This window comes from Acidiferrobacteraceae bacterium (assembly GCA_037388825.1).
Lineage (GTDB): Bacteria > Pseudomonadota > Gammaproteobacteria > Acidiferrobacterales > JAJDNE01 > JARRJV01.
Window position 1 is genome coordinate 14,447 of sequence record JARRJV010000023.1, and the last position, 26,233, is coordinate 40,679.

The following is a 26,233-nucleotide window of genomic DNA, read 5'->3' on the forward strand; positions in this document are numbered from 1 at the left end:
GATTACCAGACACCCATGGCGATGCAATCACCGGCGTCCAGACCCATGTGCAACAACAGACCGACACCGATCAGTCGCGTCACGGGAAACAGGGTCATCAGGAAATAGCCCGCGATGGCGATATCCGTGTGCAGGGGATGAAACCCGATGCTGCAACGATTCGGGTCGTAGATCGGGTGCGCGAACAGGTGATCCAGGTCGACCAGAATCGTGGCGGCCATGACCAGAAAGGCGCGGCGCCACTGCCTTGGCCAAACCGCACGGGCCACCGCAGCGGGTGCGAGGAAGTGCAACAGGATATGGACGATTGGGCGAAGCACCGCTTCGGACTCAGTAGCCGCTCAGCTTGTCCATCAGGTCCGGCAACCACAGGACAATCTTCGGGAACAGCACCACCAATGCCAGCACCGCCACCTGCACACCGATGAAGGGGACCACGCCGCGGTAGATCTGGTGGATGCGCACTTCCTTTGGTGCCGCGGCCTTGAGGTAGAACAGGGAAAAGCCGAATGGCGGTGTCAGGAAGGAAGTCTGGAGATTGACCGCGATCAGGATCGCGTACCACAACAGGTCGATACCCAGCTTGGACGCAATGGGATGAAAGATCGGAACCACGATGAAACAGATCTCGAGGAAGTCGAGAAAGAATCCGAGCACGAAGATGATCAGCATGCTGACGACCAGGAAGCCCCACTCGCCACCGGGCAGGGAGGTCATGATGTCTTCCACGACCACGTCCCCGTGCAGACCACGGAACACCAGCCCGAAGGCGGTCGCGCCCACCAGGATGATGAACACCATGCTGGTCAGACGGGTGGTGGACAGTGCCGCCTCCCGCAGGACCGTCAGATTCATGCGTCGATGCCCCAGGGCGAGCAGCACTCCGCCGAGAGCACCGAAGGCCGCCGACTCCGTGGGCGAGGCGAACCCGAAAAAGATGGTGCCGAGCACGGCGATGATCAGGACCAGGGGCGGCAACAGGCTGATGAGCACGCGCAGGGCCAGATGCCGCTCACTGTCGCCGCGCATGCGGTTCACATCGGGAATGGGCGCAGCCTCGGGGCGCATTGCCGCGTATACGGCTATCAGCACGATGAAGCCGACCACCAGCAGCATGCCCGGCACTACCGCGCCGGCAAAAAGCCTCCCCACGGGCACGCCCACCACGTCCCCCAGAAGAACCAGCACGATGCTGGGCGGGATCAGCTGGCCCAGGGTTCCGGAGGCAGCAATCGTGCCCGAGGCCAGGTCCGCGCGATAGCCGTGCTTGAGCATGGACGGCAGGGCAATCACGCTCATGGTCACCACGGTCGCGCCGACCACACCGGTGGTGGCCGCCAGAAGCGCACCAACGACAACAATGGAAATGGTCAGGCCGCCACGGACGCGCCCGAATAGCAGCGCCATGGTTTCCAGCAGGTCTTCCGCCAGTCCCGATTTCTCCAGAATCACCCCCATGAATACGAACAGGGGTACGGCCAGCAGGGTGAAGTTGGTCATGATGCCCCAGATGCGCAGGGGCAACAGGTCAAAGAATCCCGTACCCAGGGCCGGCAGACCAAAGAGCAGGGCAACCGCGCCGAGGGTGAACGCCACCGGAAAGCCCAGCATGAGCAGGACCACCAGCACGGCGAACATCAACAGCGGCAGAAATTCCATCAGTCCCGCGTTTCCGGGGGACCAAACAGGATGTTCAATTGGCGCACGCTGTCGGCCAGCCCCTGCAACAAGAGCAGAAAGAACCCGAATGGAATGGCCGACTTGATGAGAAAGCGGAAGGGCAGCCCGCCCGGATCGGGCGAGGACTCATGAAACAGGAACGAATTGTGAACAAAGGGCCAGGAACTGGCGATTACGAGCACGCACAGGGGCAACAGGAACAGGAGGTTGCCGGCCAGATTCACCCAGGCCCGGCGCCGCAGTGAGAAGTGCTGGTAGAAGATCTCGACGCGCACGTGGCCGTCGTGGCGATAGGTGTAGGCGGCACCCAGCAGGAACACCAGGGCAAACAAATGCCATTCCAGTTCCTGCAGGGCGACAGATCCGATGTGGAAGATGGAGCGCATGCTGACGTCATATACGACGATAGCGGCCATCAACACGACCATCCACGCCATCAGCCGTCCGATCCATTCGTTCAGGCGCTCGATGCGTTCGGCCAGGTCCGTGAGTTGTTGCGGTATGTGTGTCATTTCTTCTTCTGCCGCACAGGGATGGGCGCAGTTCCTGCGCCTGCAAGCCTACACGGCGGTTGCGCGATTGCGACCGGCGTCGCGGGACGCGTCGACCCCCTGTTGCACGCGGGTGAGCAAGGCCTCGATGTCCTCGTCCTGGTGGTACTGGGTAACGCCCACGCTGGCGGTGATACGGGTGTTGGAACCGTCGACATCGAATTCCTGTTCGGCGATCAGACTGCAGAGGCGACCGGCGATGCGCTCGGCATCGTCGCGCCGGGTCTGGGGCATCACCACAATGAACTCATCATCATCGTAGCGTCCAACCTTGTCCGGCATGCGCAGGGCATCGGTAATCACGGCCGCCACGCCGGCAAGCACGCGGTCACCCACCTCCTTGCCGAACTGATCGTTCACCTGTTTCAGCCCGTCGAGATCAATCTTGGTCACCGACAGGGGGTTGCCGTAGCGCTCGCCCAGGGCCATGGCCTCCATGATGGCGATGTTCACGCCGCGGCGGTTGATGGTTCGGGTCAGGGGATCGGTGGTGCTGAAATCCGGCGCTGCGGGTGCAACCGGTGCGGGGGCCTGCGCACCTTCCGTTCCCACCAACGAGAGCACCATGGTAGTCAGGCCGGCGATGACGACCGCCGCCACAAGTACGGCGAGGACGCTGAGCGTCGCCAGGCCGGTGAGCGCTACGGCAGCGAGGACCACGGCGCTGACGAGGAAACTGGCGACGGCAATTCGTAGATTGGCTTTGGCGTTCATTATGTCGTTCCTGTATTCCGGTTGCGGCCCCGCGACGGACTGCGAAGCATACCAATAATATAGTCGGAAAACGCGCCCTGCCGGAGATAAGGAATTCTAGACGGTCTGCAGGCCGGCGTAGGCCACCACCAGCCATTTGCTGCCGCAGTCGGCGAAATTGATCTGTACCCGGGCATGCTGCCCATGGCCCTCGTAGTGCACCACGACCCCTTCCCCGAACTTGGCGTGACGCACCCGCTGGCCCAGGGTGTAGGGGGAGCCGTCCACCGGGTCCGGCGCGGACTCGTGTAGACCCGCGTGCATGGCCGGACCGGATCCGGTGGCCCGAACCGCCTGCACCAGTTCCTGGGGCATCTCGCCCAGGAAGCGCGAGGGCATGGCATAGCGCTCGCTGCCGTGCAGGCGCCGCACCTCGGCGTGGCTCACCACCAGACGCCGCATGGCCCGGGTCATGCCCACGTAGCACAGGCGCCGTTCCTCCTCCAGGCGACCGCTTTCCTCCAGCGAGCGCTGGTGGGGAAACAGGCCTTCCTCCAGGCCGGTCAGAAACACCAGCGGGAACTCCAGGCCCTTGGCGGAGTGCAGGCTCATCAGCTGCACGCAGTCCTCCCACGCCTCGGCCTGACCCTCGCCCGCCTCCAGTGCCGCGTGGGCGAGGAAATTCGCCAGGGGTCCGAGTTCATGTTCGTCCTCGTCCTCGAAACCACGGGCCGCCGACACCAGTTCGTCCAGGTTCTCGATGCGCGACTCGGCCTTCTCTCCCTTCTCCTTGCGGTAGTGGTCCAACAGACCACTGTGCTGCAGCATGTGGTCCACCTGCTCGCCCAGGGTGAGCGATGCGGTCTCGCGATCGAGTTGTTCGATCAGGGTGAGAAAACCCGCCAGGGCATTGCCGGCGCGCGAAGGCAGGGCGTTCTCCTGAATCAGCAGCTGTGCCGCCCGCCACAGCGTGATGCGGTCAGCGCGGGCGCGCTCGCGCACCGCGTCCAGGGTCTTGTTGCCCAGTCCACGGGTGGGCACGTTGGCGATGCGCTCGAATGAGGCATCGTCGTCGCGATTGGCGATCAGGCGCAGATAGGCAAGCGCGTCCTTGATCTCCTGGCGTTCGAAGAAGCGCAAGCCGCCGTAGACGCGATAGGGGATGTCGGCGCGCAGCAGCATCTCCTCGAAGATGCGCGACTGGGCATTGGAACGATAGAGGATGGCCACCTCGCGCCGCGGGTTGCCTTCGTCGACCCACTGCTCGATTTGTTCCACGACGAAGCGCGCCTCGTCGATCTCGTTGTAGGCGGTGTACAGGGCGATGGGCTCGCCCTCGCGATCCTCGGTCCACAGCTCTTTGCCCAGGCGGCCTTCGTTGAAACTGATGACGGCGTTCGCCGCCTGCAGGATGGTTTCGGTGGAGCGATAGTTCTGCTCGAGGCGAATGACCCGGGTTCCCGGAAAATCCTGCTCGAAACGCAGGATGTTCTCCACCCGCGCGCCGCGCCAGCCATAGATGGACTGGTCGTCGTCACCAACCACGAACAGGTTGCGATGCCCACCGGCCAGCAGTTTCAGCCAGGCGTATTGAATGGTGTTCGTGTCCTGAAACTCGTCCACCAGCACGTGCCGGAAGCGGCTCTGGTAGTGCTCGCGCAGGGTGGCGTTATCGCGCAACAATTCGTAGGCGCGCAAAAGCAGCTCGGCGAAGTCCACCAGGCCGGAACGCTGGCAGGCCTCTTCATAGTGCTGGTAGATGGCCAGCAGCTGCCGTTCCTGCGGGTCGTCCCGCTGACCCAGGTCGGTCGGCCGGCGCCCTTCTTCCTTGTGGCCGTTGATGAACCACTGGGCACGCCGCGGCGGCCAGTAGGCCTCATCCAGACCCAGGGCCTTGAGCACGCGCCGGATCACGCGGTACTGGTCTTCGCTGTCGAGAATCTGGAAGGTCTGGGGCAGACCGGCATCCTGCCAGTGGGCACGCAACAACCGATGGGACAGGCCATGGAAGGTGCCCGCCCACATGCCGCCGACCGGATAGCCCAGCAGGGACTCGATGCGCCCGCGCATTTCCTGGGCTGCCTTGTTGGTGAACGTAACCGCGAGAATGGACTGGGGAGACAGGTTTTCCACTGCCACCAGCCAAGCCACGCGGCGGGTCAGGACGCGGGTCTTGCCGCTGCCGGCACCGGCCAGGACCAGGACCGGTCCGGGTGGGGCGCCAACCGCTTCACGCTGGGCCTCGTTCAGGTCGTCGAGTATGGGGGAAACATCCATTTCTGAATGATACCAAGTTGAATCAGGGGCCGGGATGGGACCCGGCGGAACCGGGCATTGTGCTTAAATATGGGGACGAATTCCGGATCAGCCAGTCATGCTTCATATCCTGTTACCCATGGTGGCCCTGATCGCCACCGGCGCCGTGTGGCGCTCCCTGCGTCCCGGGGGGCTGGATGCCGACACCCTGCGTCGCGCCCTGACGACCCTGGTGTGGTACGCCCTGCTGCCGGCACTGGTGCTGGACGTCCTTTGGCCGGCGGCCCTGGGCCGCAGCACGATACTGATCGCCGCCGTGGCGGCCGGATCCGTGGTCCTGGGGATGGCAGGCGCAGCCCTGTCCTGTCGGCTGTGCGGGCAAACTCGGGGGACCACGGGCGCCATGATTCTGGCCGCGGGATTTCCCAACGCCACCTATCTAGGCCTGCCGGTGCTGGAACAGTCGCTGGGCGCCTGGGCGCGGGGGGTCGCGATCCAGTTCGACCTGTTCGCCTGTACGCCGCTGCTGTTCACCCTGGGGATCGCGCTGGCCCAGCGCTTTGGCCAGGGCGGGAGCGGGACGTCGCCCGTGCGCGGGCTGTTGCGCGTGCCGCCCCTGTGGGCCGCCGCCCTGGCCCTGCTGCTGAATCTGGCCCAGGTGCCCATGCCGGCCCTGGTGGACCATGTGCTTCAGTTGATGTCGCGGGCGGTGGTGCCCCTGATGCTGATCGCGATCGGCCTGGCCTTGTCCTGGGAACGGGGTACCTGGAAACGCCTGAGTGCGGTAGCGCCGGTCCTGCTGTTGCGCCTGGTGGCCGTACCCACGGTGGCCCTGGGAGCGACCGCGCTCTGGTGATTTGCGAACGCTACGGCCTGGACACCGCCACCTATTCTGCCGCAGTCACCCTTTCCACCCTGGCCAGCCTGATCAGTCTGCCGCTGTGGTTCGCCCTGCTGAATGCGCCAAGTACGCTCGGCCTTTGACCCGTCCCTAGTTCCCGCCGCTTCCGTGCTTCGCTGAAGGTTCCTGCACCAGGCGCACGACGTGGACCCCGCTCTCGGGCTGCAGTGTGACGTGGTCGATGCCGAAGCGATCGCGCAGCATGTGCTGCTGCGCCTGCAGCAGGCGGTCCCAGGCACCCAGATCGCTCACCACCAGGTGCGCCGAGAGCGCGATCGTTCCTCCGGAAAGGGTCCAGATGTGCAGGTCATGTACCGAGCGCACCAACGGATCGGCCTCGGCCATGGCCCGGCCGACTTCGGCCAGGTCCAGATGCGGTGGCACTCCTTCCATGATCACGTGCAGGGCCTCGCGCACCAGGCGAACGCTGGAAACGACAATCAGGACACAGATAAAGATCGACAGGATCGGATCGATGGGGGTCCACCCGGTCAGGGCGATCACGCCGCCGGCCACCAGGGCGGCAATGGAACCAAGCAGGTCTCCCATGACGTGCAGCAGCGCGGCGCGGGTGTTGAGGTTCCTGTCGCCCCTGGAGAGCACCAGTGCCACAGCGATGTTGAGAACCAGTCCGGCGAAGGCAACTGCCGCCACGGTCACGCCCTGAACCGGTTGCGGGGTGCGGAAGCGCTCGATCGCCTCGATAACGATTCCCGCGACTACCAACAACATGATCACGCCATTGGCCAGGGCCGCGAGGACCTCGGTACGGCCCAGGCCGTAGGAATGGACACGGCTGGGCGGACGCCTCGCAATCCATGCGGCGACGGCGGCAAGGCCAAGGGCCACGGCATCGGACACCATGTGTCCGGCATCACCCAGAAGGGCGAGGGAGCCGGACAGCTTGCCGGCAATCGCCTCGATGGCGGCGAAGCCGAGGGTCAGGACGAGGGCAATCCACAGGACCCGCTGCGGCGCACCGGCACCGTGGTGATGGGCATGACCTGCGTGGGAATGGTCGTGTGCCATAACAAATCAGTTGATTGGCGAATGCCTATGATACAACAGGGCCGGGGCCGTCATTCCACCCTGCACGCGCGGAGATCTACCTTGGCAGCATCTGCTGCACCAGGCCCAGTCGGCTGACGATGGAGCGGGCGACCAGCGGAGGAGTCAAAAGGGCCTGCAGCTGTGCATGGGGATTGACCAGATAGACCGCGGCCGAGTGGCTCACGGTCTCGTCCTTGCCTTCGCCGCTGATCGAATAGTGGGCCCCTACCTGCTTCACCAGCTTGTCGATCTGCTCACGCGAGCCCGTGGCCGCAAGAAATTTTCCGTCGAAGGCATGCACGTACTGACCCAGTTTCGCATCGGTATCGCGCGCCGGATCCACGGAAACGAAGACCGTCTGCCAGACCGCCCCGGCTTTCTGTTTGCCCGCAAGCTCGTACACCTGGTGCAGCACCGCCAGGGTTCCCGGACAGACGTCGGGGCAACTGGTGTATCCGAAGAACAGCATCGTCCATCGCCCCCTCAGTGTCGCAAGGGTAAATGGTTGCTTGTCCGGTTGGTGAAGCGTGAAGGGCTTCAGGGTCGTCGGATTCGGGACCACAGTGAGCACGGGGTCCAGAGTCAGGTAGTGAATGCCGTTCCCGCGCTTGCCCGCCAGACCGTACCACACGCCTAGCGCGAACGCCGCCAGCAGTACAACTCCGATCACCAGGGTTTTGCGTCGAGTCACGTTATGTCGAATTATAGTCAACCGGTTTTTTGCGCAAATGCGAAGCCGGCGCGTCTTGTATCCGGGCGCTGTTCTTCACGTTTCCTTGGCGCATCGGTCACGGGAATGCGACAGAAAATCATGCGGGCGCCTCAAAATGGAGACGATGGCGCCTGGATCTCATTCCCTTCGATCACTTCTTTCTCCGCCTGCCCGGTACGGATCCAGTCACGCACATGTCCGTCGCTCAGCACCGTATCGACATAGGCCTGTGCAACATCCGAAAGCGCGACATCGTATCCGTGAAAACGAAGCGCCACCGGAACGTACATCGCGTCCACGATACAGAAGCGGCCGAACAGCCAATTGCCCTGGTCGTAGGACATACCGCGGCAGAGTTCCCACAATTCGACCACGCGATCGATATCGTCCTGCACCTCGTCACCATAGACAAAGCCGGGAAACCGCTTGCTGCAATTCATTGGGAAGGCGCGGCGCATGGTCTTGAATCCCGCGTGCATTTCCATACTTGCCGATCGCGCCACGGCGCGCGCCGCCGGATGCTCCGGCCAGGCGTGCGCGTGCGCGTGCGCGGAATGCTCCGCCAGGTACTCCAGTATCGCCAGGGTTTCCCACACCTGCACGTCCCCGTCGACCAGCACAGGCACGCGATGGTGGGAACGGTAAGGCCGAAGTTCTTCGCGGTAGGTATCGGTAAACAGGGCAATGCGCTTCTCCCGGAACGGGATACGGGCGTGCCTCATCCAGATCCACGGACGCAGCGACCACGATGAATATTTCTTGTTCCCGATCACCAGCGTGTAGTCGCTCATTCTGCATCCCTCCCAATCGCGACAGTGCGTGACAGTTGCATGACTTCAGTTCGCGATATGGAAGTTGAAGTCGGCGGTACCGAGAACGCCCATCAGGCGCACCCAGATCGGCAAGATCATTTCCATGCCGCGTGCGCCGCTGATATCGCCGAGATCGATCACGTGCTTCCAGCCGAACTCGTCCCGCAAGAGTCGTGTCACCTCAGTCTTCGCGCCGTCATCGTTGCCGCAGACAAACAGGTCATGCTCGCCCGGAACCCGGTCCGGCTGTACCTGCACCTTGCAGTTCGTGGTATTGAGCGCCTTGACCACTTTCGTGCCCGGGAACGCGCGCTGGATCTGCTCGCCCAGGGAATCGGTATTGCACACGCTCAGGGTTGGCGGCATTCCGCTGGAGAAATCCAGTGGGTTGGAAACATCCACCAGGATCTTTCCTTCCATATTGTCCGCTCCCGCCAGGTGCAGGGCCTCGATCGCCGCCGTGCCCCTGGTACAGTTGAACAACAGACCACCGAACCGTGCCGCGTCAGCAAAGGTCCCATGTGAGGCGCCGGTCGATTCCGCCCAGCTGCGCGCGGTTTCATTTCCGCCATCCCGCGCGCCCATCATGACTTCATGGCCCAGCTCGGCCAGACGCGTGGCGATGGTTGACCCCACCATGCCGGTACCCAGAACGCCGATCTTCATGTCCGTGTCCTCCTGCTGCCCGGGGGTTCACCCGCAGGGGCCTAAAACTACACCGGTTTTCCGCCGGTTTCGACGTCAACGTAAGATCTGGTCTGGCGTTGTAAAGATACGTAACAGTGCTTTCACGCCGGATATTGGCTGAACTAGAATGGGGGAAATGGATCAGATTGGTACAAGCAAGCAGGGGGATTTCCCGAATGTCTTCCGTAAGTCCACATCAAATTCATTCATCAAGGCGTAGCCCGATTGTGCGCGCCTCTTTTGGGGCAATTCTGCTGGCGGGCCTGACGCTGGCCGGCTGCGTCACCCCGGCCGGACCCGCGGGCGGTCCTGCACCCCGGCCCCGCCCCAGTCCCGACGTGCAGTTCTATCCCCAGCAGGGACAGAGCGCGGCGCAACAGGATCGCGACCGCTATGAATGCCATCTTTGGGCCGTGAAGAAATCCGGTTACGACCCCAGCGCCGAGCCGCGCCGGTCCCCGGAACCGGCCACCCGGGAGGATCAGCAGGGCAGCGGGGCCCTGGCGGGGGCCATCATTGGCGGCGCCATCGGCGCGGCGACATCCCGGGATGAGGACCGGGGAATCAATACCTTTATGGGGGCAACCACCGGCGCCATGATCGGCGCTGCTTCCGATGCCGAGAAGCAGCGGGCGGCACAACAGCGTGCTGCCATGGAAGCGCGCTTCGACGAACGCGTACTCCGTTATCGTCGCGCCATGACCGCGTGCCTTGAAGGCCGCGGCTACGCCGTGCGCTGACTGCGTGCCACGCACACCGTGAACTGAACAAAGAGAGGACCAGCCATGCCAATCCAAGCGAAAACCGCTACGCAAGCCCTGGTGGCATTCCTGATGCTTGCCGTTGCCGCACCGGTACTGGCGCAGAGGGGCGACGACAGTTCCCGATATCAACGAGGCGGCGATCGGGGCAGTTCGCAGTCCCGCGGCGCGCCAAGCCAACCCGATCGCGGCTCCAGGGATCATTCGACCACACGCCGACCCGGTGAGCGCACGAGCCCCGCTAGCACGCGGCGCGACCACTATGTCCTGGATCGGCGCTACCGCCACAACCGCTACTACCCGCGTCGTGGTACGGTGCTGCGCACCCTTCCGCGTGAACATCGGACCTATCGATACCGGGGCTCGAGATACTACTTCTATCACGGGATCTGGTACCGACCCTATGGCACCCGCTGGATCGTGGTGCACCCCCCGATCGGCTTGTACATTTCGATATTGCCGCCGTACTACACCACGCTGTGGATCGGTGGTGTCGCCTACTACTATGCCGGTGGCGTGTACTACACATGGTTGCCGGAACGGCATGTGTACGTGGTGACGCAACCGCCGTCCGACGAATCCGTTACCGCAGCACCCGGTGTATCGGACGACCTGTTCGTCTATCCCAAGCAGGGCCAGAGCGAGGAACAGCAGGCGAGGGACCGGTACCAGTGCTACAGCTGGGCCAAGAACCAGACCGGCTTCGATCCCACGGTCTCGGGCGGGAACGTGGCGGCCCCGGCACTGGAGACGAAGCGCGCCGACTACCACCGGGCGATGAAGGCCTGCCTGGAGGCGCGAGGCTATAGCGTGCAGTAGCAGGCCAAACCGGCTCAGGAAGGAATAGGAAAAAACGGAGCACGATCGTGCTCCGTTTTTTTGTGTCTTGCCGCGCCTAAACCCCACCGCTTCCCGCCACCCACGGCGTGGCCCTCGCGGAAGGCCCTGCGTTCCTGCGGCCACTGTCCCCGGCTCCGCCTCCCTCGAAACAGGCAAAATTCCGCGAAAAATCATGTTGTACAGAGGATGTACAAGTTTTTCCTATATTATATCCTGTATTATCAATATATTATTGAAACATCTATGTCATGTTGACATCTTGTAAATATCTTGTATAGACTTTGTATAACTTTTGGAGCAGCAGAGATGATGACGACCAGAAACCCGGACCACTCTACCGCCAGCTATCCGATCGGCACCGTTTGCTCGATGACGGGGGTGAACCCGGTGACCCTGCGTGCCTGGGAGCGGCGCTATGGGCTAGTACGGCCTCACCGTACGGCCAAAGGTCATCGGCTGTATTCCCTCGATGATGTTGAACGGATCCGCGAGATTCTGCGGCTGGTCGAGGAAGGTGTTCTGATCAGTCAAGTGCGCGAGGTACTGGCCGCCAGCGAGGGTCCGCCCGTGGACCGCGGCCGCGAAAACACCTGGAAGAGTTATCGCGAACGCATGGTCGCGGCGATCGAAAGTTTCGACGAAGGCAGGTTGGAGGGCATCTACAGCGAGGCCATGTCCTTGTACCCGGTGGAGGTAGTCACGCGCCAGTTGCTAGTGCCGTTGCTGCGGGAGTTGGGCCAGCGGTGGGAAAACGCCACCGGCAGCGTGGCCGAGGAACACTTCTTCGGTGTGTACATGCGCAACAAGCTCGGGGCCCGCTTTCACCATCGCCAGGGGAACCCGCAGGGGCCCCGGCTCCTGGTCGCCTGCCTGCAGGGGGAGTTACACGAAGTCGGGGCGCTCTTGTTTTCCCTCGCCGCCCATGACCGCGGCTTCCGGATCATCCTGCTTGGCGCCGACATGCCCCTGGAGGAACTCCCAGCGGTCGTCCGGCGCGCGCATTGCGATGCGATTGTCCTGTCCGGCTCGATCGAACCGGCACCGGAACTGCTTTCGGAATCACTGCCTCGGCTCGTAGCCAGTGTGGGTGTACCGGTATTCCTTGGGGGCGAGACGGCGTCACGACATCGCGAAGCGATCGATGCAGCCGGCGCGCACGCGATCGGCAACGACCTTGTCCTGGGCCTACGCGACATTGACCGCAATCTGAGCGCGATGCGTCAGTAGGTACACCCCTGATTATTGCTTGTGGAGACTATCAATATGAGCACTGCAACGGCAAGAGCGATTGACTGGAGTGAACAGGGTCTGATTCCGGATCCATTGATCCGGGCCGGTATCCGGCGGCTGCTGCGTGATCGGCTGCGCCTACTGGCGCCCGATGACTACGAGCGCCAGATGGAGCTGGAACAGGCCTTCGTACACCACATGAGTCGTGCGCCAGTGGCCCTGGTACCGGAAAAGGCAAACGAACAGCACTACGAAGTCCCGGCCCGGTTCTTTGATTTCGTGCTTGGGGCACACCGCAAGTACAGCTGCGCCTACTGGCCGGACTGGATTGACAACCTCGACGACGCCGAGGCCGCCGCCCTTGCGATGACCTGCGAGCGCGCCGGCGTCGAAGACGGGATGGACGTGCTCGAACTGGGTTGCGGCTGGGGTTCCCTGACGCTGTGGCTCGCCCGACATTACCCGGCTGCACGCATCACCGCCGTGTCCAACTCTTCGTCCCAGGCGGAATACATACGCCAACGGGCAGCAAGCATGGGGTACACGCACGTCCAGGTCGTCACCGCCGACATGAACGACTTTGACACCGACCGCCAGTTCGACCGGATTCTGTCGCTGGAGATGTTCGAACATATGCGCAACTGGGGCGAACTCTACCGCCGGGTCTACACCTGGCTGAAGCCCGGTGGCCGGTTCTTCAAGCACATCTTCGTTCATCGTGGCGCGCCATACCCGTACGAAGATCACGGTGACGACGACTGGATGACCCGCCATTTCTTTTCTGGCGGCATGATGCCCAGCGACGATCTGCCCTTGTACTTCCAGCATCACCTCAAGCTCGTGAGCCGGTGGCGTTGGGGCGGTGAACACTACCGGAAAACCTGCAATGCCTGGCTGGCGAACATGGACCGCAACCGCGATGAGATCTGGCCCATCCTGTCTTCGGTCTATGGTGCCGAAAACGCACAGAAGTGGTGGATGCGCTGGCGCATGTTCTTCATGGCCTGCGCGGAGCTGTTCGGCTTCGAAGACGGGCAGCAATGGTGGATCGGCCATTACCTGTTCGAGCGTCCCGCACCCCAATCACAGCGGACCCCGGGAGGCAGGCTATGAACCTGCTCGTGAACTTCGCTGCGTTCCAGCTTGGCTGGTTCGCCGCCGTGCTCGGAGGGGCCAATGACCTCGCCTGGGCCGGGACCCTCGCCGTACTCGGGATCGTGCTGTTTCATCTCGTACGCGCCGCCCAAACGCGCCGCGAGCTGCTGCTGGTCGCCATCGTCGGTGTGATCGGTGCGCTGTGGGAAAGCCTGCTCGTTGTCCTCGGCCTGACCTGGTACCCCTACGGCACGCTCATCGACGGCGTGGCTCCTTACTGGATAGTTGCCATGTGGCTGCTGTTCGCCACCACGCTCAACGTATCCATGCGCTGGATGCACGGGCACCTGTGGCTCGCGAGCCTGAGCGGCGCGCTGTTTGGCCCGCTGGCATTTTACGCCGGATCCCGCCTGGGCGGAGTCGGCTTCCCCGACTTCAGTAGCGCAATGATCGCGCTTGCGGCCGGCTGGGCGGTAATCATGCCGCTGCTCATTTTGCTCGCGCGGCGGCTGGACGGTACGCGTCCTGTGCTGGCGCGTGCTCCAGCCTGCGAACGCACCGGTATCGCGTAAGGGGAAGCGCCATGTTTGACGTCAGCTCCTATACGAACAGTCTCGTCGCGATCCTGGTCTTCGGCTTTGCCTTCTGGATCGTCAGCGTCTTCAAACGCGACGTGAGCATTGTCGATAGTCTCTGGTCGCTGATGTTTCTGCTTGCAACCCTGGTCTACGCCGCCTCCCTTGCCGAGCCTGGCCCGCGCGCCGCTCTGATTCTGGGTCTGGTCACGATCTGGGCCTTGCGGCTTTCGATCCACATCACGATTCGCAACCATGGCAAGGGGGAAGATCGTCGCTACCGGCAGATCCGCGCCAACCATGAGCCCGGCTTCACATGGAAAAGCCTGTACATCGTGTTTGGTTTGCAGGGACTGCTGGCATGGATTATTTCGATGCCACTGCTGGTTTCCGTCTCGAGTCCGGCGCCCCTGGGATGGCTGGACGCGGCCGGGATCCTGTTGTGGCTCACCGGAATGGTGTTCGAGGCCGGCGGTGACTGGCAACTCCTGCGCTTCCGATCCGATGCCGTTAACCGTGGGCGGGTGCTTGATACCGGGCTTTGGCGCTACACCCGTCATCCCAACTACTTCGGCGAGGCCTGCCTCTGGTGGGGTTATTACCTGATCGCGTTGGCAGGGGGCGGCTGGTGGTCTTTCTACGCCCCCGTTCTGATGACCTTCTTGCTGTTGCGCGTCTCCGGGGTGTCCTTGCTGGAAAAGGACATCCAGGAACGCCGCCCGGCCTATCGCGAGTACATCGAGCGGACCAACGCATTCTTTCCCGGTCCCCGTCGCGAAATCAACCTGGCCAAGGGGGTGAAATCATGAATCGTGTCTCCATCCGCACCCGAGTCATGCGAGGCGCACTGGTTCTCACGGCCGTGCTGGCCCAGTCCGCCTTCGCCGGCCCGACCCGGGAATGGCGCTTCAATGTGTATCTCGACGATACCCGCATCGGCCAGCACGACTTTCGCCTGTCCGAGCAGGAGGACGGCCGCAGGCGAATCGACATCGACGCCCGTTTCGACGTCAAGTTGCTGTTCTTCACTGCCTATCGCTACCGGCACAGCAACACCGAGCTGTGGCAGCAGCGGTGCCTGCGCAGCATTCGCGCCTCCACGGACGACAACGGAGACCGCCTGCTCGTCCAGGGATCGGCCGAGGACGGCCTGTTCCGGCTGGAGCGCGGCGCCGACCAGGGTCCGCTGTCGCGGTGCGTCATGAGCTTCGCCTACTGGGATCCCGCGATCCTGAAGGCGGATCGTCTGCTCAATTCGCAGACCGGGGAATATGTGGACATCAACGTGGTGCCCCTCGGCAACGACCTGATCACTGTGGCCGGCGAGGCCGTGCCCGCCAGCCGTTACCGGCTGCTTGCCGGCGAGGCCGTGATCGACCTGTGGTACGGGACGGACAGCGGGCGCTGGCTCGCGCTGCAGTCGACCACCACCAGCGGCCGCACGCTCAGCTACCGGATGGAATGAGGATCTTGCCATGAAACCTTTCGCGCTTTTCTTGTCTCTTTTGCCGATCCTGGGTCTGGCCGCGTGTCACAGCGGGCACCCTCCAATGCAGACCGTCGGTCACGTCGATCTCGAGCGGTTCATGGGGAAATGGTATGTGGTCGCCGCGATTCCGACCTTTCTCGAGAAGAACGCCTACGACGCGATCGAATCCTACGAACTTACCAAGGACGGCAACATCGCCACGACCTTCACCTATCGTGACGGTGGTTTCGATGGCGACAAGAAGGTCTATCGGCCCACGGGCTTCGTGAGAGACACGGAAACCAACGCCCGCTGGGGGATGCAATTCGTATGTCCCATCAAGGCAGACTACCGGATCGTCTACCTCGATCGGGACTACACCCAGACCGTAATCGCCCGGCAGAAGCGGGACTACGTCTGGATCATGGCGCGCACGCCCGCCATTCCCGAAAGCGACTACGCAAAACTGACGCGCTTCGTGGCCGGTCTCGGTTACGACATCTCCGAACTTCGCCGGGTGCCCCATCGCACCACGCCAGCACCCCTGGAGGACCAGTCATGAAGATCGCAATCATCGGCACCGGGATCTCCGGCAACGTGGCTGCCTACCATCTTTCGCGGGAACACGACCTGACGGTATACGAGGCCGGTGACCACGTAGGCGGGCACACGCACACGCACACGATTGATCGGGAAGGAAAACAGATTGCGGTCGACAGCGGGTTCATTGTCTTCAATCGCGAAACCTACCCGAACTTCATACGCCTGCTGGATGAACTCGGGGTCCAGGCGCAGCCGACAACCATGGGCTTCAGCGTGAAATCCGAGCGCAACGGCCTCGAATACAGCGGCAGCGGCGCCAACGGCCTGTTTGCCCAACGCGGCAATCTGCTTCGACCCGGATTCTGGGGCATGGTGCGCGACATTTTGCGTTTCTTCCGCGAAGCCCCGGCGCTGCTTCGATCCTGGGATGAGTCCCTCACCCTCGGCGACTACCTGCGGCGCAATCGCTACGGCCACGAGTTCATCGATCATTACATCATCCCCATGGGGGCGGCGATCTGGTCCACGGATCCGGAAAAAATGCTCATGTTTCCCGCCTGCTATTTCGTACGTTTCTTCCGGAACCACGGCTTGCTAGGTGCGAACGACCGTCTGCAATGGTATGTGATCAAGGGCGGTTCCCGTTCCTATGTCGACAGGCTGACGGCCCCGTTTCGCGACCGCATTCGCCTGCGCTGCCCGGTGGTTTCGGTGCGCCGCTTCCCGAGCCATGTGCGGGTGCGGAGCGCCGACGGACATGTGGAAAATTTCGACCACGTGCTGATCGCCACCCACAGCGACCAGGCCTTGCGCATGCTGGAAGACGCGAGCCCCCTGGAAAGGGAAATCCTGGGCGCGATCCCGTATCAGCGTAACGAAGCCGTACTGCACACGGATCACACCCTGCTGCCGGAGACTCGCAGGGCCTGGGCCGCCTGGAACTATCACATCCTCGCAAGACAGCAGGACCACGCCGCGCTGACCTACAACATGAATATCCTGCAGGGTCTGCCACTGAAGGAAACTCTGTGCGTGACACTGAACCACACGGACGCCATCGATCCGGGTCGGATCATCAAACGCATGTACTACGACCATCCGCTGTACACTCCCGCCGGGGTCGCGGCCCAGGCGCGCCACGCCGAAATCAACGGCACGCACCGTACCTGGTTTGCCGGCGCCTACTGGGGACACGGCTTTCATGAAGATGGTGTCGTCAGCGCACTGCGCGCCCTCGAACATTTCCGGGAACGTGCCCATGCACAGCTGCCTTTACGTCGGGCAAGTTAGGCACCGGCGGTTCGCCCCGCGCGAACACGCCTTTGCCTACTCGCTGTTCCAGGTCTACCTCGACCTGGACGAACTGGACACGGTCTTCCGCCGTCGCTGGCTATGGTCCGCGCACCGGCCCAGCCTCGCCTGGTTTCGCCGCGCCGATCACCTCGGCGATCCGCGGCAACCGCTGGCGGAGGCCGTCCGCGACCTGGTCGAAGCGGAAACCGGCACGCGTCCGCGTGGCCCCGTTCGACTGTTGACCCACCTGCGCTACTTCGGAATTGGCTTCAACCCGGTGAGCTTCTACTTTTGCTTCGACGAGTCGGCAAAAGAGGTCCGGACCATCATCGCCGAGGTAAACAACACACCGTGGGGCGAACGGCATTGTTATGTCCTGGATGAGCGGGATAACCAGGGGACGGCGGCAAAGATGAACTTCGACATCGAAAAGCAGTTTCACGTATCCCCGTTCATGGATCTGGCGATGCGCTATCGCTGGCGCCTTTCGGCGCCGGGAGAGCACCTCCTGGTCCATATCGAAAACAACAAGAACGGCGCCAAGGTCTTCGATGCGACGCTTCGTCTGCACCGCCAGGATATCAGTGCCGCTTCACTGGCCCGGGTCTTGATCCGGTTCCCCTTCATCACGGCCAAAGTGGTACTGGCCATCTACTTTGAGGCCTGGCGACTTTGGCGCAAGAGGATTCCCTTTGTTCCTCACCCGGCCAGCAAGCAGGCATCAACCACGGTGAAAAGCGAATGAAACCCAATCTTGTAAACATCAATGGAGCGCCGAAGGTTCGCGAGCACATCGGCTGGCTCGACCGTCTGGCGAGACGGGTCCTGCTTTCCGCTTTCGCGAGGATCGAGTATGGACAGCTGACCATCGTCGATGGCGATCGCATCCACCATTTCGGCCGACCCGGCAGTGGATTCGCCTGCCATGTGCGCGTGACCGTAAACGATCCACGCTTCTGGGGAGAGATCGGTTTTGGCGGCAGTATCGGCGCCGGCGAATCCTACATGTACGGGTTGTGGGAATGCGATCACCTGACGGAGCTGGTACGCCTGTTTGTGCGCAATCGGCACGTGCTGGATCGACTCGATGGCGGTCTTGCGCGGCTGACGCAACCGGTCAACAAGGCGATCCACGCCGTGCGTCGCAACAGCCTGCGGGGCAGTCGAAAGAACATCGCCGCCCACTACGACCTGGGCAATGAGATGTTCGCACTGTTCCTGGACCAAACCATGATGTATTCCTGCGGCATTTTCGAGCGCCCCGGGGCATCCATGCAGGAGGCCTCCATCGCCAAGATCGACCGCATCTGCAGGAAACTGGATCTCGGTCCCAAGGACCGCGTCATTGAAATCGGCACCGGGTGGGGCGGGTTTGCGATCCACGCCGCGCGGCACTACGGCTGTCACGTCACGACCACGACGATCTCGCGGGAGCAATTCGAGTTCGCCCGGCGGCGCATCCAAGAGGAGGGACTGGAAGATCGAATCTCGCTGCTGTTCCGGGACTACCGTGACCTGGAGGGCGAGTACGACAAGCTCGTGTCTATCGAGATGGTCGAGGCGGTCGGGCACCAGTTCCTTGATACGTTTTTCGCGAAGTGCAGCAGCTTGCTGAAGCCTCATGGATCAATGCTGCTGCAGGCGATTACCCTGGCCGACCAGCGCTACGATGAAGCCCGGCGGTCGGTGGACTTCATCCAGAAATACATCTTCCCCGGCGGCTTCATTCCGTCAGTCACGGCAATGACGACTTCGGCAACGCGCAAAACGGATATGCGCCTGTTCCACCTGGAAGACATCGGTCCGCACTACGCGACCACACTGCGTCACTGGCGCGAGCGTTTCTTCCGAAACCTCGGTCAAATTCGCGCCTTGGGTTATCCGGATGCCTTCGCGCGCATGTGGGAGTACTACCTGTGCTACTGTGAGGGCGGATTTGAGGAACGGGTGATCGGAAACGCGCAACTGCTATTCGTAAAACCGTTGTGCCGACGCGCATCCATTCTGCCGTCCCTGGATAGCGACGACCCTTGGCCCCACAAGCCTCTCCGCCTGGCGCAAAGCGCCTGAGAACCGCGGGACTGCGTCGCGTGCCCGCCCCTAGGCCATGCCGCCGTTCACACCAATGACCTGGCCGGTGATGTAGGACGCGTCGTCACTGGACAGAAAGGAAACCAGGGCCGCAACGTCCTCCGGCGTGCCGGCCCGCTTGGCGGGAACCAGCTGCGCGATGGTTTCGGCATCGAACCGGTCCTCGGTCATCCGACCACCAATGACGCCCGGGGCAACCGCGTTGGCCGTGACCCCGCGGGAGGCCAGTTCCAGGGACAGGGATTTCACGGCGCCGTGCAGACCCGACTTTGCCGCGGCATAGTTTGCCTGGCCGCGATTTCCGATCTGTCCGGCAACCGACGAGATTGCGATGATCCGGCCCCAGCGTGTACGAATCATGGGGAGCAGCAGTGGCTTGCACACGTTGTAGAAGCCGTTCAGGGAGACATCGATGACTCGCTCCCATTGCGCGCGCTCCATTCCGGCCATGGGCGCATCATCGTGGATGCCTGCGTTGCTTACGAAAACGGATATAGCGCCCTGGTCCAGAATCTCGCCGACTGCGAGGTCCACGGCATCCGGATCGGTGACATCGAAACTGGCGGCTTCCGCCGAGGCGCCGGCAGCCAGCAGTTCCTGTGCAAGTGATTCGGCGCGATCGTGACTGGTATTGGCGTGCACGATCACGTGATATTGATTCGCCGCGAGGCGATGGCAGATCGCCGCGCCGATATCGCCACTTCCACCAGTCACCAGCGCGCGCCTCATGAAGGCTCCCCTTCGGGCTCCGGTGTCGCAACCGTGACCCGGCCCCGGGCAAGAAAACACCCGGATGCACCAATTTCAAAACTGTAGACCATGATGTCAGTGTCCCCCATGACCCTGGAACCGGAGACCTCCAGCGGCGCGCCGATATCGTGAATCCATTCCACCGCCAGTTCCACCTGGCGGATCGCCGCGATGAAGCCGGGCCGCACGCTGAGGCCCGCCTCCCGTCCGCACAGGCCGCCGTGAACCGCGGCCGCCTGGGCCCCATATTCGATCAGATGTACCGCCGAAAGTCCCGCTTCGGATCGTAGCGGGTTGTCCGCTCGACGGTGACTGTCAGACCGGCAACGAATGCTGGTGTCGTCCCATTCAAGCACCTGGTCGAGCAGACACATCGTGTCGGCATGGGGAATCAATGAACACAGCTCTTGCCGTTCGATCATCGTGATTCGCCGGCGATCACCCGGATACGGGCCCGCCGTCCGTCCAGATAGGGAATGTGAACCTCGGCATCGGTACCCGTGGCAATCCTTTCCAGCAGGGGCAGGGATCGGGCGGCGGGATTGCCCGCGCGCAGGGTCTCGAACCCGGCCTGCGCCATCCGGTCGATCGGGCCCTCCTCGGCCAGGTCGACATCCAGTCGCGCGATGCCGCTTGCCTGCTCCGGAGTGAGCAGGAGGCCGACGGCAAAGGAAGTCGTTCGCGGCCGAAAGGGTTGAAGGTTCGTGGGCGTGGCACCGTCATAGGCAACGAGCAGTACCCGGTTGTTCGATTCGCGGACCTGGGACACCGCTTCCAGGAGGCCGGCCACAAACGACCCGTCGTGCGCGCTGATGCTGGTCGACGGCGCGCGATTCGAAGTCGCGATGGACAGATAGCCGGCGGGCGCATTGTGTACGGAGTTATGAAACAGGGTCGGCGACACGGGTTTGTCCGGCTGGGTCAGGGCGACAAGAATCCGGTCCACCACGTCCAGGTCACCGCAGGAGCAGGCAAACACCCCTGGCAGGTCCAGCGAGTGGTCCGGGCCCGAAAGGCGCAAGGTGTCGTCGCAACACTGCAAGACCATCTGGATCAGGGCCGTTGTTCGACGGCGCTCGTTCGGGGGCAACAAGGCGCTGGCTCCCAGAGAAACCGTTTGCCCGGGATCGTAGGCTTCGCCCGAGCGAATCAAGCCCTTGGCCGCATCCCAGTTATCGAGACCCGGGCCGACCAGGCCAACACTGGCGATCCCCGCGGATATCATGACGACCTTCCAAGAATCAGGCAGGCATTGCTGCCGCCGAAACCGAAGGAGTTGCTGACCACCCGGTTCACCGGTCGCGCCAGCGGCTCCAGGGCAATCGCCGACCGCATGCGTTCGTCCAGTCGCTTCGTGTTCAGGCTGGGAAACACGACGCCGTCTTCGATGGCGAAGCAGGAATAGATGGCCTCCACGATCCCGGCGGCGCCGAGGGTGTGACCGGTAAACCCCTTGGTCGATGAACAGGGCACGGTATTTCCGAAGATCCCATGGACCGCCCGATCCTCCGACAGATCGTTGGCCTGGGTCGCCGTCCCGTGAAGGTTGATGTAGTCGATCTGCTGCGGCCGCAGGCCAGCCCGATCCAGTGCGTGACGAACGGCGATTGCGGCACCCCGGCCCTCGGGGTGAGGCGTCGACATGTGATGTGCGTCACTACTCTCGCCGTAGCCCAGCAAAACGATTGCGGAATCCGTGGCGCGGCGCTCAAGCAGGGCGAAGCCGGCGGCCTCGCCGATATTGATACCGTCACGATCCGCGTCGGCCGGACGACAAGGCTCCGGTGAAACCAGCTGCAGGGAATTGAACCCGTACAGCGTCATCTGGCACAGGGAGTCCACGCCGCCCACGAGGGCGGCATCACACAGGCCGGCATCGATATAGCGTTGTGCCGTGGCGAAGACCTTCGCGCTGGAGGAGCAGGCGGTGGAAATCACCTGGGACGGTCCGCGCAGGCCAAGTGCCGCCTTGACGAAACCGGCCAGGGAATAGGTCGCGTGGGTTGTCTCGTAGCGGAAGTCCCGGGGGAGCGCGCCGCTGACCGGATCCCGGTTCGCGTAGGCCTCTTCGGACGACTGAATTCCCGAGGTAGACGTCCCGAGAAAAACTCCAATGCGATGAGACCCATAGCGTTCGATCGCCTCCGCAACACGGATGGTGAAATCATCCTGCAGCAGGCCAAGGTAGGCGAGGCGGTTGTTGCGGCATTCATGCTCCGCATACGCATCGGGCAAGGGGGCACCCTCGAGTCCCGCCACCCGCCCGATCCAGGTTTGCAGGTCCACGCCGGAAAGATCGCATGGCCGCAACCCGCCTTCGCCCCTGGCAAGGGCCTGTCGATTCGGTTCACAACCGTGTCCGAGGGCGGTGGTCACGGTATAGGCAGAGACCTGCAAGTCAGCCATGGCCGAACACCTCCCGGCCCCGGGTAGTGAGGAGCAGGGAAAGCAGATAGGCGACCAGGGTGCCGCTCGCCACGGTGACGCCGATCTCATGCAGCACCGGGATGCTGGACGTGGCGAGGATCCCGAATACCCCGATCGTCGAGATGCCACAAACCATGAGGGAGCGTCGCGTTGCGCGAAACTCTTCTTCGTCGGGGAATTCCTGGGTTGCGAACAGCGCGTAGTCAACGCCGATACCGGCCACCAGCATCAGGGACACGAGATGAAACACGGTATGGCCCCCGCCCATGAGAAGTGCAACCATGGCTGCGGACGTCACGGACGCCGCAACCGGCGCAATGACATGCAGGGTGCGACGGTAATCGCGCAGACCCGCGAGCAGCGTCACGATGATCAAGGCAATCACGATCACGGCCCGGTCGACAATCTCTGCCCGGAAGTGGCCGACCATTTGTTCGGTAGTTTTCTTCATATCAAGGAACGAAACGCCCGCCCCATGGAAGGGCCGAATCCGTTCTTCCAGTGCCGGCGCGTTCCTCACGCCAATCAGGCGGATTATGCCAATTACGCCGTCCGGGTTCGAACGGATCAGCTGCGCCACGCGCTCCGCCACTATCCCGTCCCCGAGATCCCGGGGCCGCAGGGGCCGCAGGGAGGAAGAGGCCACGACGTCGGCAATGAACGGTTCGAACGCCTTGGGCCGGAAAATTGTACCCTGCCGCGCCTGGTCCACGGCCGTGGCGAGCTGGCTCGCCGAAGGCAGGGCCTGCTGCCGCGCCCGCTGCGTCGCCGCATCAGGCACGATGTTCGCGGCCATATCGCTGTCCGCCAGGAGGCCGTCCCTGACCGACTGCCCCAGTACCGGCGCAAGCCGTCGCTGTTCTTCGAGCACCGCTTGCGCAGTCTTTCCCCGAACCAGCACGACATAGCGCGGTTCCGGCAAATTCATCTCTTCCCGGAGCTTGCGGTCCGCCTGTTTCAGGCTGTCCGGCACCGGTGTCAGTTTGCTGATGTCATCGGACCAGGGATTCGGGGTGAGGGAAAACAGGCCCACGGCGCCCACAGCGATCAGTCCGTACACGGCGGGAAGAGTCCCGCGCGGGACCCGTACCGCTACGCCTCGCCGGGGCCCTTGGGGCCACAGGCGCGTCGGGCCGGTGGCGAACAGGGCCGGCAAGCCATAACGGGTCACGAGAATGGCACCAAGCAGACCCGCGATCGCGAAAACCCCGAGCTGTTGTATGCCAGGAAAGTCGGCGCCGATCATGGCCGAGAACCCGAGGATGGTCGTGATCGCCCCGATCCGCAGGGGTAGCCAGATTCTTCGCGCCGCCGCGATCAGACTTTCGCCCGGCCGGGCGTGGCTGAAAAGGTGTATCGGATAATCGAGCGCGACACCCACCAGGGTGGAACCGAAGGCCACGCTGATGCCGTGGGCCCATCCCCACAAGCCGGCCATGGTCGCGCCCGCCAACAGCAGGCCCCCGGCAACCGGTACCGCCGCCAACAGGATGACGGGGATACTTCGGTAGACCCAGAGCAGGAGCAGGACCACAAACACGGTCGCCGCCCCGGAAAGCAGAACGATTTCCCGCCGCACGCGCGCCTCGGTCACGACCGTGAAGTACGGCGGCCCACTGATGGTCAGTCTGGCTCCGCCGGTATCGCCGAGCGCCCTGAAGTCGCCACGCAACCCTTGCAACAGCCTCTGTTGCCTGGCGAAGCCGCCGGATTTGGGTCCGGCCTCGGCCAGCAGGAACGCAGTCTTGCCATTGGCGGACATCCAGCTGCCGCCGTCACCGCTGCCATACTCGCCGCGCCCGACCAGCAGCGCGACCGCCCTGCGAAACGCGCCCGTGGGATCGGCGATCAGCTCCGCCTGATTCAGGGTGGACAGGGGGGATCGCAGGTCCTGCAGCACCTGATCGAAACCCTTCCGTAGCGAGGCCACGGAAAACTCCTGCCGGGCGGGCGCGGAGTCCAGCAAATAACGATAGCGGAACAGAATCTCCCTGGATTCTGCGTCCAGTTGCGGGGCCCCGTCATAGATCCGGATGAAGCTCCCACTTGCACGAAGTCGCGCCGCATAGCGCTGGCTGAGTCGGGCCAGCGCGTCGGGCTCCGCGTTGCGGATCGCCAGCAACCAGAACCGTGACGCGATCCCGCTTTTGAATTCATTAATCACGAAGGTCTGTTGCGGATCGCGGGAGTTGGGCAGGAAGGCTGCCAGGTCGCCCTGTATCCGCAGACGGGTGGCAACCAGCAACAGGCATACCAGCACGGCGACCCCGAACAGGCCGAGCGCGACCAGGCGTCTAGTGCGCTCGTTCATGCGCCGTACCCGGAATCGGAGCCAGGTCGATTCTGGTGCTGTCCCCGTTTTGTTCCCGAATCAGGATCCGGCTCACCTCGGCCTCGTGACCCGACCAGATGAATTCCCGGACCTTGTTCCGAAGCGCCTCCTGCCGCGGAACCAGCCGCAAGGTCCAGGCCGCGAAGCTTCCCGAGAAATCGACTTCATAGTACTGCCGCAAGACCGCCTCGTCTCCGGAAAGGGTTGCGCGAAAGGCCTCGATGAAGGCCCGGGCCACAGGCAGGGCATCGACACGAACGGTTTTCCGTTTGCCGTTCTTTTCGATCGTGAAACTGCTGCCGTGTATCTCGAAACGTTCCGGCGACGGGCCGGCAATTTCCCGGACCACGGTATCGGGCGCCTTGTAGGACATGGTCCCATGAAGCCGGATGGTAGAGTTCAGGACCCTGAGGCTCTTCGTCTCTTCAAATGCGACCTGGCTGGACCCACGCCGGGCCAAGGCCGTCATCAGACTGTGTAGTCCGGTTTCATCGCTGGCGAATGCGCCCGAACCGGCGAGCGCCAGACAGATGCCAAGCGTCCTAGCCCACTTTCCAGAAATCATAGAAGTTGAACCAGTTATAGGGCATCTCACGGGCAAAATGTTCCAGCCGGCTGGCATATACGCAGGTCAGGCGCTCAGCCTCTCGTTGGCGCAGGCCGTGGCCAACGGTTCGACCTTCGCCCAACGGCTCAAAGTAAACATCGTACCGGTTGCCGCCGCGATACAAACCGAATACGAGAAAAATCGGGGCTCCCAGCGCCAATGCCAGGCTGGCCGGGGTCGTTGGAAATCGTGCCGGTTTGCCAAAGAACGTGCACTCCACTGACTTTTCTCCGACGTGCGTGCGATCACCCATCAGGGCGACCAGGGCGCCGCTGTCAATGGCGTCGCGAATCTGAAACACCGCATCCAGAGAGCGGCTGGAGATGACGGTATCGGCAACATCGCGGTTGAACCGGTTCAGGAACTGGGTGATGACCCGGTTCTGGTCCTCGTTCATCAGGACCTTCAGATCGAAATGGTCATGGCCCGCCCCCAGGACACGCAGGATTTCAAAACTGCCGAGGTGGGAACCGAGAAGCACGCAGCCCCGGCGCGCCGCAACACACTCCAGCACGGGGCCAGCCCCGTAGGTACGAATGTCGAACAGTTCTTCCTGGCCGTGCAGAAGATACACGCGGTCCAGAATGGTTGACGCGAAGGTCCGGTGATGACGAAAACACTCGGAGATCGCCGCGGGACGACCGAAGACCTGGCCCAGGAATGATTTCGAGGCGCGGCGGGTGGCCCGACCGGTGACGAAGAAATACAGGGTGATCGGAAACAACAGCGCACGAGCCACATGCCATCCAATGTTCAACGCGATCCACGAGATCACGTGCAGCCAGAATACGGTTCCGCGTTCGCGGTAGAGCTGCCACTCCTGGCTCATGGCCCGCTTCTCCGGCTGACAAGGAACTCGCCCTCCGCAAAAAGCGTATC

At 62.9% G+C, this 26,233-nt stretch carries 29 protein-coding genes; 13 read left to right on the forward strand and 16 right to left on the reverse strand.

Going from position 1 to position 26,233, the window contains the following annotated elements; all coding sequences use genetic code 11:
- Positions 1–2: 2 nt before the first annotated feature.
- The 5 genes from P8X48_05855 to uvrD form a co-directional block, all read right to left on the reverse strand.
- A complete protein-coding gene (locus tag P8X48_05855) occupies positions 3–320 on the reverse strand; it encodes a DUF6122 family protein (protein ID MEJ2106841.1) in 318 nt (105 codons plus the stop codon).
- Between the two features lie 10 nt (positions 321–330).
- The gene (locus tag P8X48_05860) at positions 331–1,659 is read right to left on the reverse strand and encodes a TRAP transporter large permease subunit (protein ID MEJ2106842.1); all 1,329 of its coding nucleotides are present in this window, start codon (positions 1,657–1,659) and stop codon (positions 331–333) included.
- Positions 1,659–2,192: a TRAP transporter small permease subunit gene (locus tag P8X48_05865; GenBank protein ID MEJ2106843.1), complete on the reverse strand. Its 534-nt coding sequence runs from the start codon at positions 2,190–2,192 to the stop codon at positions 1,659–1,661. Before P8X48_05865 ends, P8X48_05860 begins: the two co-directional genes overlap by 1 nt.
- 48 nt (positions 2,193–2,240) lie before the next feature.
- Positions 2,241–2,945, reverse strand: a complete 705-nt coding sequence (locus P8X48_05870; GenBank protein ID MEJ2106844.1) for a GGDEF domain-containing protein — start codon at positions 2,943–2,945, stop codon at positions 2,241–2,243.
- 96 nt (positions 2,946–3,041) lie between these two features.
- Positions 3,042–5,201, reverse strand: a complete 2,160-nt coding sequence (uvrD, locus tag P8X48_05875) for a DNA helicase II (protein MEJ2106845.1) — start codon at positions 5,199–5,201, stop codon at positions 3,042–3,044.
- A 97-nt stretch (positions 5,202–5,298) separates the two neighbouring features.
- On the opposite strand from uvrD, the gene P8X48_05880 reads away from it, so the two are divergent.
- Both P8X48_05880 and P8X48_05885 read left to right on the forward strand, forming a co-directional pair.
- The gene (locus P8X48_05880; GenBank protein ID MEJ2106846.1) at positions 5,299–6,036 is read left to right on the forward strand and encodes an AEC family transporter; all 738 of its coding nucleotides are present in this window, start codon (positions 5,299–5,301) and stop codon (positions 6,034–6,036) included.
- The gene (locus tag P8X48_05885) at positions 6,033–6,164 is read left to right on the forward strand and encodes a hypothetical protein (GenBank protein MEJ2106847.1); all 132 of its coding nucleotides are present in this window, start codon (positions 6,033–6,035) and stop codon (positions 6,162–6,164) included. The genes P8X48_05880 and P8X48_05885 overlap by 4 nt, the downstream gene beginning before the upstream one ends.
- Before the next feature lie 7 nt (positions 6,165–6,171).
- Here the strand turns inward: P8X48_05885 and P8X48_05890 are convergent, their stop codons facing one another.
- From P8X48_05890 to P8X48_05905, 4 genes are all read right to left on the reverse strand, one after another.
- Complete coding sequence (locus tag P8X48_05890; protein MEJ2106848.1) at positions 6,172–7,110, reverse strand: cation diffusion facilitator family transporter; 939 nt, start codon at positions 7,108–7,110, stop codon at positions 6,172–6,174.
- A gap of 76 nt (positions 7,111–7,186) precedes the next feature.
- Positions 7,187–7,822, reverse strand: coding sequence for an SCO family protein (locus tag P8X48_05895; protein MEJ2106849.1), 636 nt, complete (start codon positions 7,820–7,822; stop codon positions 7,187–7,189).
- A 131-nt stretch (positions 7,823–7,953) separates the two neighbouring features.
- Positions 7,954–8,634: a glutathione S-transferase family protein gene (locus P8X48_05900; protein ID MEJ2106850.1), complete on the reverse strand. Its 681-nt coding sequence runs from the start codon at positions 8,632–8,634 to the stop codon at positions 7,954–7,956.
- Between the two features lie 45 nt (positions 8,635–8,679).
- Positions 8,680–9,321: an NAD(P)-binding domain-containing protein gene (locus tag P8X48_05905; protein MEJ2106851.1), complete on the reverse strand. Its 642-nt coding sequence runs from the start codon at positions 9,319–9,321 to the stop codon at positions 8,680–8,682.
- Between the two features lie 248 nt (positions 9,322–9,569).
- Between P8X48_05905 and P8X48_05910 the strand changes: the two genes are divergently transcribed.
- From P8X48_05910 to P8X48_05960, 11 genes are all read left to right on the forward strand, one after another.
- A complete protein-coding gene (locus P8X48_05910) occupies positions 9,570–10,082 on the forward strand; it encodes a glycine zipper domain-containing protein (GenBank protein ID MEJ2106852.1) in 513 nt (170 codons plus the stop codon).
- Between the two features lie 45 nt (positions 10,083–10,127).
- Positions 10,128–10,922: a hypothetical protein gene (locus tag P8X48_05915; protein ID MEJ2106853.1), complete on the forward strand. Its 795-nt coding sequence runs from the start codon at positions 10,128–10,130 to the stop codon at positions 10,920–10,922.
- Between the two features lie 327 nt (positions 10,923–11,249).
- Positions 11,250–12,170: a MerR family transcriptional regulator gene (locus P8X48_05920; GenBank protein ID MEJ2106854.1), complete on the forward strand. Its 921-nt coding sequence runs from the start codon at positions 11,250–11,252 to the stop codon at positions 12,168–12,170.
- Between the two features lie 36 nt (positions 12,171–12,206).
- The gene (locus P8X48_05925; protein MEJ2106855.1) at positions 12,207–13,286 is read left to right on the forward strand and encodes a cyclopropane-fatty-acyl-phospholipid synthase; all 1,080 of its coding nucleotides are present in this window, start codon (positions 12,207–12,209) and stop codon (positions 13,284–13,286) included.
- Entirely contained in the window at positions 13,283–13,840 is a 558-nt protein-coding gene (locus P8X48_05930) for a DUF2878 domain-containing protein (protein ID MEJ2106856.1), read from the forward strand. Before P8X48_05925 ends, P8X48_05930 begins: the two co-directional genes overlap by 4 nt.
- A gap of 11 nt (positions 13,841–13,851) precedes the next feature.
- The gene (locus P8X48_05935) at positions 13,852–14,652 is read left to right on the forward strand and encodes a DUF1295 domain-containing protein (GenBank protein MEJ2106857.1); all 801 of its coding nucleotides are present in this window, start codon (positions 13,852–13,854) and stop codon (positions 14,650–14,652) included.
- On the forward strand, positions 14,649–15,308 hold the full coding sequence (locus tag P8X48_05940) for a DUF6134 family protein (protein ID MEJ2106858.1): 660 nt from the start codon (positions 14,649–14,651) through the stop codon (positions 15,306–15,308). The genes P8X48_05935 and P8X48_05940 overlap by 4 nt, the downstream gene beginning before the upstream one ends.
- Positions 15,309–15,318: 10 nt before the next feature.
- Positions 15,319–15,873, forward strand: a complete 555-nt coding sequence (locus P8X48_05945; GenBank protein MEJ2106859.1) for a lipocalin family protein — start codon at positions 15,319–15,321, stop codon at positions 15,871–15,873.
- Positions 15,870–17,144: an FAD-dependent oxidoreductase gene (locus tag P8X48_05950; protein MEJ2106860.1), complete on the forward strand. Its 1,275-nt coding sequence runs from the start codon at positions 15,870–15,872 to the stop codon at positions 17,142–17,144. Before P8X48_05945 ends, P8X48_05950 begins: the two co-directional genes overlap by 4 nt.
- A complete protein-coding gene (locus P8X48_05955) occupies positions 17,113–17,892 on the forward strand; it encodes a DUF1365 domain-containing protein (protein ID MEJ2106861.1) in 780 nt (259 codons plus the stop codon). Before P8X48_05950 ends, P8X48_05955 begins: the two co-directional genes overlap by 32 nt.
- Positions 17,889–19,217, forward strand: a complete 1,329-nt coding sequence (locus P8X48_05960; GenBank protein MEJ2106862.1) for a cyclopropane-fatty-acyl-phospholipid synthase — start codon at positions 17,889–17,891, stop codon at positions 19,215–19,217. The genes P8X48_05955 and P8X48_05960 overlap by 4 nt, the downstream gene beginning before the upstream one ends.
- Before the next feature lie 30 nt (positions 19,218–19,247).
- Here P8X48_05960 and fabG read toward each other — a convergent pair whose 3' ends face one another.
- Genes fabG through P8X48_05995 form a run of 7 tightly spaced genes read right to left on the reverse strand, consistent with a single transcriptional unit; the run spans position 19,248 to position 26,183 of the window.
- Entirely contained in the window at positions 19,248–19,967 is a 720-nt protein-coding gene (gene fabG / locus P8X48_05965; GenBank protein ID MEJ2106863.1) for a 3-oxoacyl-ACP reductase FabG, read from the reverse strand.
- Entirely contained in the window at positions 19,964–20,410 is a 447-nt protein-coding gene (locus tag P8X48_05970) for a hypothetical protein (GenBank protein ID MEJ2106864.1), read from the reverse strand. Before P8X48_05970 ends, fabG begins: the two co-directional genes overlap by 4 nt.
- Positions 20,407–21,213, reverse strand: a complete 807-nt coding sequence (locus P8X48_05975) for a beta-ketoacyl synthase chain length factor (protein ID MEJ2106865.1) — start codon at positions 21,211–21,213, stop codon at positions 20,407–20,409. The genes P8X48_05970 and P8X48_05975 overlap by 4 nt, the downstream gene beginning before the upstream one ends.
- Entirely contained in the window at positions 21,210–22,394 is a 1,185-nt protein-coding gene (locus P8X48_05980) for a beta-ketoacyl-[acyl-carrier-protein] synthase family protein (GenBank protein ID MEJ2106866.1), read from the reverse strand. The genes P8X48_05975 and P8X48_05980 overlap by 4 nt, the downstream gene beginning before the upstream one ends.
- On the reverse strand, positions 22,387–24,726 hold the full coding sequence (locus tag P8X48_05985) for an MMPL family transporter (protein ID MEJ2106867.1): 2,340 nt from the start codon (positions 24,724–24,726) through the stop codon (positions 22,387–22,389). Before P8X48_05985 ends, P8X48_05980 begins: the two co-directional genes overlap by 8 nt.
- The gene (locus P8X48_05990; protein MEJ2106868.1) at positions 24,710–25,312 is read right to left on the reverse strand and encodes a hypothetical protein; all 603 of its coding nucleotides are present in this window, start codon (positions 25,310–25,312) and stop codon (positions 24,710–24,712) included. The genes P8X48_05985 and P8X48_05990 overlap by 17 nt, the downstream gene beginning before the upstream one ends.
- Complete coding sequence (locus P8X48_05995) at positions 25,290–26,183, reverse strand: hypothetical protein (GenBank protein MEJ2106869.1); 894 nt, start codon at positions 26,181–26,183, stop codon at positions 25,290–25,292. Before P8X48_05995 ends, P8X48_05990 begins: the two co-directional genes overlap by 23 nt.
- Between the last annotated feature and the right edge of the window lie 50 nt (positions 26,184–26,233).